The sequence below is a fragment of the Acidovorax sp. GW101-3H11 genome (genome assembly GCF_001633105.1).
Taxonomy (GTDB): Bacteria; Pseudomonadota; Gammaproteobacteria; order Burkholderiales; family Burkholderiaceae_C; genus Acidovorax.
Genome location: NZ_LUKZ01000016.1, coordinates 1 through 4226 on the forward strand (window position 1 = coordinate 1; position 4226 = coordinate 4226).

4 protein-coding genes, 1 tRNA gene and 1 pseudogene are annotated in these 4226 nt (G+C 54.2%); all 6 read left to right on the plus strand.

Annotated elements, in window-relative coordinates; genetic code table 11:
* The first annotated feature begins 176 nt into the window (after window positions 1-176).
* Complete coding sequence (locus A1D30_RS24830; protein WP_082836481.1) at window positions 177-425, plus strand: DUF2188 domain-containing protein; 249 nt, start codon at window positions 177-179, stop codon at window positions 423-425.
* A 607-nt stretch (window positions 426-1032) separates the two neighbouring features.
* Window positions 1033-1923 carry a hypothetical protein gene (locus A1D30_RS15795; RefSeq protein WP_242421918.1) on the plus strand — a complete coding sequence of 297 codons (891 nt, stop codon included), beginning with the start codon at window positions 1033-1035 and terminating at the stop codon, window positions 1921-1923.
* On the plus strand, window positions 1920-2597 hold the full coding sequence (locus A1D30_RS15800) for a hypothetical protein (protein ID WP_063461692.1): 678 nt from the start codon (window positions 1920-1922) through the stop codon (window positions 2595-2597). The genes A1D30_RS15795 and A1D30_RS15800 overlap by 4 nt, the downstream gene beginning before the upstream one ends.
* A gap of 191 nt (window positions 2598-2788) precedes the next feature.
* On the plus strand, window positions 2789-3133 hold the full coding sequence (locus tag A1D30_RS25560) for a hypothetical protein (protein ID WP_131798470.1): 345 nt from the start codon (window positions 2789-2791) through the stop codon (window positions 3131-3133).
* A 150-nt stretch (window positions 3134-3283) separates the two neighbouring features.
* A pseudogene (locus A1D30_RS24840) lies at window positions 3284-3466 on the plus strand (urease accessory protein UreG); the annotation flags it as partial.
* A gap of 19 nt (window positions 3467-3485) precedes the next feature.
* Window positions 3486-3573 (plus strand) — tRNA-Ser (locus tag A1D30_RS15805).
* The last annotated feature ends 653 nt before the right edge of the window (window positions 3574-4226 follow it).

Below are 4226 nucleotides of genomic sequence, written 5' to 3' on the forward strand. Positions count from 1 at the left end.
ACCACCAATTCCATCTGGGCCAGTAGCTCTTGCTTGCGGGTCTTCTTGGTGCTCAGGTTCAGCTCAAGGCTGCTTTGCTTCATGGCTTGCGAGGATGCCATGACTGATCTGCATCTATCAGACTGCTCGCGAGGTTTTGCAGGATTTCCTTAACGACAGGTGAATAGGAGACGCAAATGAGCAAAGGTCAAGATCGGATGGTATTCCGCCGCGAGGATGGCACATGGGTGAACAAGCGCAATGACGCGGAACGTGCCTCGAGTTTGCACGCCACGCAACGTGAGGCAGAGCAGGCTGCGCGTGAAATGCTCAGTAGACAGGGAGGCGGAGAACTAACCACCAAGGGCGTCAACGGCCTGATCCGGGGCAAGGACACCATTGCCCCTGGAAATGACCCTGTCCCTGCGCGGGACCGCGAGCACTGAGAGTCAACGCTCACGAGCAATGATTGTTTCAGCACCACGAGTATGGACAGTCACGATCCAAGGCTCAGGGAAATTTGGCGTAAAGCCAGCCCACCAATCATTTTCCGGAGAAGCAATAGCGAGCCATTGCTGGTGCGACTTCCCTACGCCAGAAACAATTTCGATTGGCTGAGGGCAGATAAGAGGCGGAAACCAGATTGGAATGATCGCTTTAAGTGCTGGGAGGTCCCTGTTGCGTGGTACGACTGGCTCGCCAAGAGACTTGTCGATAGGTACGCTGCTACCTATCTCGTACAGCTGTATCGAGAGCAACAGAAGTGCGCCCCCTCATGCTGGGATGCTCAAGGACTTCATTGTGAATGCTCTTGCATGGGTGCAAATCACGGAAGTGGTTGCCCAAGTGGCAGATGGCATGAGATTTCCGACACGTTTGCCTTCGAATGGGGACCACGAAGGTACGCTTGCCGGTTGCTCACTTCTCAATCATAGGAATTGATCGCTAGTGATAACCGAGGGGTAGAAGCGCTAGCCTCGATACGGTGCGATGCCTTGCAATAACGATGGCATCAGCCCTGGCTACCTTGAGATACCTGCAAGGAATTCAAATATGCATGGATTAGAGGGTGGGGAGCGTATGGCCTTGCAAGGGGAGATGCGGCTTGTCATTTGGGATGTGCAGCACGGTGCTTGCGCCATGCTGCAGCATATCCTTGGTCAATACGCTGGCCGCCTTGCAATGATCGACTCGGGTTCCGCTAGCGATTGGCGGCCTAGCACCTACATCACACAATCTCTTGGCAGGAACAGGCTCGACTACCTATTCATCACCAACGCTGACCAAGATCACATGAGCGATCTGCAAGGGTTATGGAATGCGGGCATTTATACCCCCGTGCTTTTCCGAAATCCAAGCTATACGGGCGAGCAAATGCGCCAAATCAAACGCCAAAGCGGGCCGCTCACTGCCGATGCTGAGCGCTATGTCTCTGCATGCTCCACTTTCAATTTGCCTGTTGAGGAGCCCTTCGATCTACACATGGGTGGTATCACCGCAACCCTGTTCTGGAACCCATATCCGGCATTTACCGATACCAACAACCTCAGCTTAGTCATTTTCATCAAATACGCTAACTTCAAGATCCTTTTCCCCGGCGATCTGGAGAAAGCAGGTTGGCGAGCGCTGTTGCAACGTGCGGATTTTCGCGCCGAGCTTGTTGGGACCGACATTCTTGTCGCATCGCACCACGGGCGAGAGAACGGCTACTGCGAAGACATCTTCGACTACTTCACGCCAAGCGCCGTGGTCATTTCCGACAAGCCTATCGAACACGAAACGCAACAAACCGTGCCCGACTATCGTCGCGTTGTGCGAGATCAGGGCGTCAGAGTCCGCACGACCATGAAGGATCGACATGTCCTGACCACGCGGCGCGATGGCTGGATTCAGTTCACCGTCAATCACGATAACTACACCATCATGACGGAGTACATGGGATGAAGAACAATGGCGATAGATCCCTCAAGTCACTCAATATGAAGTGGCTTGTCCTGTTAGCTATTACTGACGTACTAGCCTTGCTGTTCTTCGTTGCGCCGGAACTCGTCAAGGGCGCATCACTCACGCAAGTAGGCATCGGACGGGTGCTAATCGCAACGATGATGCCAGTTTTTGTGCTGTTGGTTGTTAACGTGCTACCGCACAATTTGAAGTCAGCGCTTGTCTATTGGAAGCCGCTCGGCGTGCTGCCTGGAACTGAGGCATTCACAAAGTATGGCCCCGCCGACTCGCGTATTGATATGGCGGCCCTGAAAAGGAACATTGGTACGCTGCCAACTGAACCGGCCGAACAGAATGCTAGGTGGTACAAGCTCTACAAGCAGATTGCGAATGAACCCGAAGTAGCAGAGGCGCACAAGCTGTTCCTGATGTATCGAGACATGGCGGGGATTTCGCTAGTACTGCTTGTCCTCGTACCGGTGGCGCTGCAACTCGCGGACGCACCATTTCCCGCCCAGTTGCTCGCAACGGGGCTGTTCGTAATTCAGTACCTCGTTACCGCAGTTAGCTCCCGCTGGAGTGGCATCCGATTCGTGTGCAACGTGCTCGCCGTTCACTCCGCCCGCAAGGTTACTGCACTCAAGGCGAGCGCTCCCAAGCAACCTGCCGCCTAGCCAACCCACTGGCTCGAAACGTGGAGCAATAGCCTAAGCATCTGGGTTGTATTTGTTACAACAGGCTCTGGTCGCCTTCCAGCACTGCCATTGATAGGACAGAATTGCTCCGTCGAGAGAATGTTTCACGCCAGCCGTAGACGCCAATGAAATAGCAGTACCGACATAGAAAACTCAAGGGAAGTGATCTCATGGCCCGTCGCCTTACGACAATTGGACAAATTAATCGCTACGTTGCTTCTGTCATTGCTGACGCCAATCATCATGCACCTCAAGTCAGCCAAGTGATCCAGCCGCTTGCAAACGCCGTACTGGCGAGATTTGGCCCTAATGACACAATCGACGTGTACGAGCGCCAAGGCGTTGTTGCTCGGACATGCTGGGTAAGAATCGCAGGCACGCGCTACTGCTTTTCCTATAACTACACTAATCACGTCATTGATCTTCGGGACCGCAGCCTCCAAGGAAATCTGCGCTTCGCCTTTGACAACGCCACCACGACTGCACAGATTCGCGCGCAAGTTGCCGCGCTGTAGGCATAGAAATTTGCCATGTCCCGGAGAGCAAACAATTAGTGGGCCTTTCCTCGTTACTGGCGATGTTCAGACTGGCGCAGATGCGGCGCTGGTCCGTCTTATCAAAGTACGTTTTGTTCCTACCCACCAACTTGCCCATCGACTTGCCCCCCCCACGTAGGCGCCAACCTGGATGTGATGCGTGCCGACACCACCCGCATGCGCACCAACGCGCAGGGGCAGCTCAAGCCGTTCGTCATGACCAATCTGAAGAACCTGAGCGGCCTCGCCGACGTGATCAGCTTCATCGAGACGCGCGGCATGCTGAAAAAATCAGCGCCTGCAGTCGGCTAGAATCCGCGCTTCCGTGCCCGGAGACGTGGGTGAGCGGTTTAAACCAGCAGTCTTGAAAACTGCCGACGGGCAACCGTCCGTGAGTTCGAATCTCACCGTCTCCGCCATGCTTTGACGCGGCTTTTCAGTCGTGCACGCAACTCGCTTTCCTTCTCTGCCTCCACGGTCGCAACGGCCATCCAATGCCCGGGCTCTTCTCCTAGTTCAATAACAAAGTTTCCAGCCAGGATGGGGCTTAGCCGACCTTACATGCTGGGCGCCTTCGCAGAGTTTGAAAGAGCTATGACCAGCGAGCACCGCATAGCTGGATTCGAAGCCGCAAAAGCACTGATCAGAAGCTCGGAAGGGCACGAGCAATGCCCGAAAAAACCGAATCCAAACTGGTGCGAATTTGCCGTCAGGCAACTACACCAGACAAGCCCTGGCGGACCACTTCGAAGCACACGCCTCCAGCGTGTAACGTGCAATCTACCGCGTTACTAACGCTCGGTTACAGCAGTCTCGAGTAAAGCAACTGCGCAAGATATGCGTATGATTTGCACTTCTGTAGTCTCCGTCGTTGTGCTGAATCATGAAGCTAGCTCTACGCTATATTTACGCTCACTTTTTTACGCTAGGGAAATCCTGCAAAACCTCGCGAGCAGTCTGATAGATGCAGATCAGTCATGGCATCCTCGCAAGCCATGAAGCAAAGCAGCCTTGAGCTGAACCTGAGCACCAAGAAGACCCGCAAGCAAGAGCTACTGGCCCAGATGGAATT

What these genes read in the sequence shown, in the direction of transcription:
- A1D30_RS24830 (WP_082836481.1), top strand. Translation starts at nt 177, where the DNA reads ATGAGCAAAGGTCAAGATCGGATGGTATTCCGCCGCGAGGATGGCACA.
- A1D30_RS25560 (WP_131798470.1), top strand. Translation starts at nt 2,789, where the DNA reads ATGGCCCGTCGCCTTACGACAATTGGACAAATTAATCGCTACGTTGCT.
- A1D30_RS15795 (WP_242421918.1), top strand. Translation starts at nt 1,033, where the DNA reads ATGCATGGATTAGAGGGTGGGGAGCGTATGGCCTTGCAAGGGGAGATG.
- A1D30_RS15800 (WP_063461692.1), top strand. Translation starts at nt 1,920, where the DNA reads ATGAAGAACAATGGCGATAGATCCCTCAAGTCACTCAATATGAAGTGG.